The 1,878-nt window shown below is 48.6% G+C and carries 1 protein-coding gene; it reads left to right on the top strand.

The features are described 5' to 3' along the window. The first annotated feature begins 130 nt into the window (after nt 1–130). On the top strand, nt 131–886 hold the full coding sequence (locus F4V43_RS16125) for a zinc ribbon domain-containing protein (protein ID WP_223879929.1): 756 nt from the start codon (nt 131–133) through the stop codon (nt 884–886). Nucleotides 887–1,878 lie beyond the last annotated feature (992 nt).

Below are 1,878 nucleotides of genomic sequence, written 5' to 3'. Positions count from 1 at the left end.
GACGACCACAGCGTAAATTAAACAAACTGACGCCAGTAGAGTACCGGCGCCAGCTTGGAGCCTAGGTGTTTTTTTCAATGTCCACTAAATGGGGTCTTGACCAAAAAAGCGTTTCGAGGGTGAGTACCTGTTGACTGGGCTCATCCGCTGTCCCGAATGCGGCGCGGCTATGACCGCGAGCCGCACGGTGAACCGGGCGAAGGACGGAACGAAAATTGTACGGATGTACTATTCCTGCGGACGCTTCCGTAGCCAGGGAAGCTCCGTCTGTCACGCCAACAGCGTCCGCAAGGAAGAAGCGGAGAAGGCAGTGACGAAACGTATCCAGGAGGCAGTCACAAAGCCCGAAATCCTCAATAAAGTCGTCCGCAACGTCAACGAGCACAGATTGGGGCGTATCAAGCCTCTACGGGACGAATTGGCAGGAGTACAGGGCAGGATCAACAGTCTGGAGGAAAAGAAACGTAAATACCTTGGACTATACGAGATGGACGAGATAGATAGAGATATGTTTTCAGAACGCCTGGCCAACTTGAATAGGGATTTCGAAGCCGAACTCACCCGCAGATCAAAGCTCGAACTGGAGCTACGGGATGACCAGGCTGACCCTATCTCCTATGATCTTGTTCAATCCCTGATGGGTCGGTTCAACGCTTTACTCAGCCGCTCGCCGTTCCCGCAGCGCAAGACCCTGCTACACCTGATCGTGAAGCGGATCACGTTGGACGACAGGAAGCGCGTCGGCAGTGTCGAGCTGGCCTTCAGCGAGGAGACTGAGAAGCATTTTTTAAGCGTAGCCCCTTCTGCTGAACCAATGGCAGAGGGGGCTTTTCCTTTATCCGGAAAAGCCCCCCATTTGAAGCAACCACTAAGGATCATTATTTAGTTGATTATGTATTTAGGTCAGCGTAGCCCCCGATGCAACTAAGTTCGTAGCTAACGCCCATCCGGTCTCTCCAACAGCTTTGACAAGACCTCTACCCTTATCCATTAAACTACGCTTCATGGGCATTCCCTCCTCTTTGGTATCTTCTTTACAAAGTGAAATGCTATCCAACCAATATCTCACTAACGAAAGAAGGACCAGAAGGACAATGTAGCTCACGAACCCGATTGGATTCGAACCAATTAGCGCTGACGATGACCTAAATACAGAATGTCTTTGTTATTTATACTTCTCTCTATAACCAACTTGGAGTCTGTCTTACTTTCAATATCTCAAAAAATCTTTCTTCCAATTTCCTTGACAAACGAATAATAATCCCTTAATATTACATTAGGGGATAGTGTATCTATTTCTGTGGACTCTTCCATTCGGGATTCCGATGCTACCAACATCAGAATTGCGTTGCTTACACTCACCATAACCGACCTTAGGAATTACTATACACGAGATAATTCGCTTTTTCAAGCGGCTTTCGTATGCTTCACAAGTATACATATGATGTTCCCATCATGTTCGTACATATACAATGACTGAGGTCCTCTGTGTCAGCTTCGACCAATGCAAACCAAAAAGAGTCCTAATCTAGGGGCTGAATACCGAATAGGTGCGCTGATCTCCGAGTACAAACAAGGAGGTCACACACATGAAGGTTTGCTTTTATCCCAAGAGCACCCATGTGAGACAACACGACCGTAAGCCGCACCCAGTGCGTGCCCACTACCGTGCTGGAAGGTACATTCCGTACAATCCGATGCGTAGCGGTTCCGTTGTCTCCGAACACTGCCGAAGTTAGGCAGCCGCCGTCCCGTCCCTAAGTCACAGCACTAATTTGCAGTACAAGCCCTCGGTCCTTATGAACTGTGACCCGGATTGTGGACAGTAAACATAAAGGGCCGGCAATCTTAACTGACAAGCAGATGACTTCTGAATTC

It is taken from the genome of Paenibacillus spiritus (assembly GCF_008710135.1).
GTDB lineage: Bacteria > Bacillota > Bacilli > Paenibacillales > Paenibacillaceae > Paenibacillus_AQ > Paenibacillus_AQ glufosinatiresistens.
The sequence above is the reverse complement of the archived record's forward strand: the minus strand, read 5'-3'. Positions and strand labels throughout refer to the sequence as shown.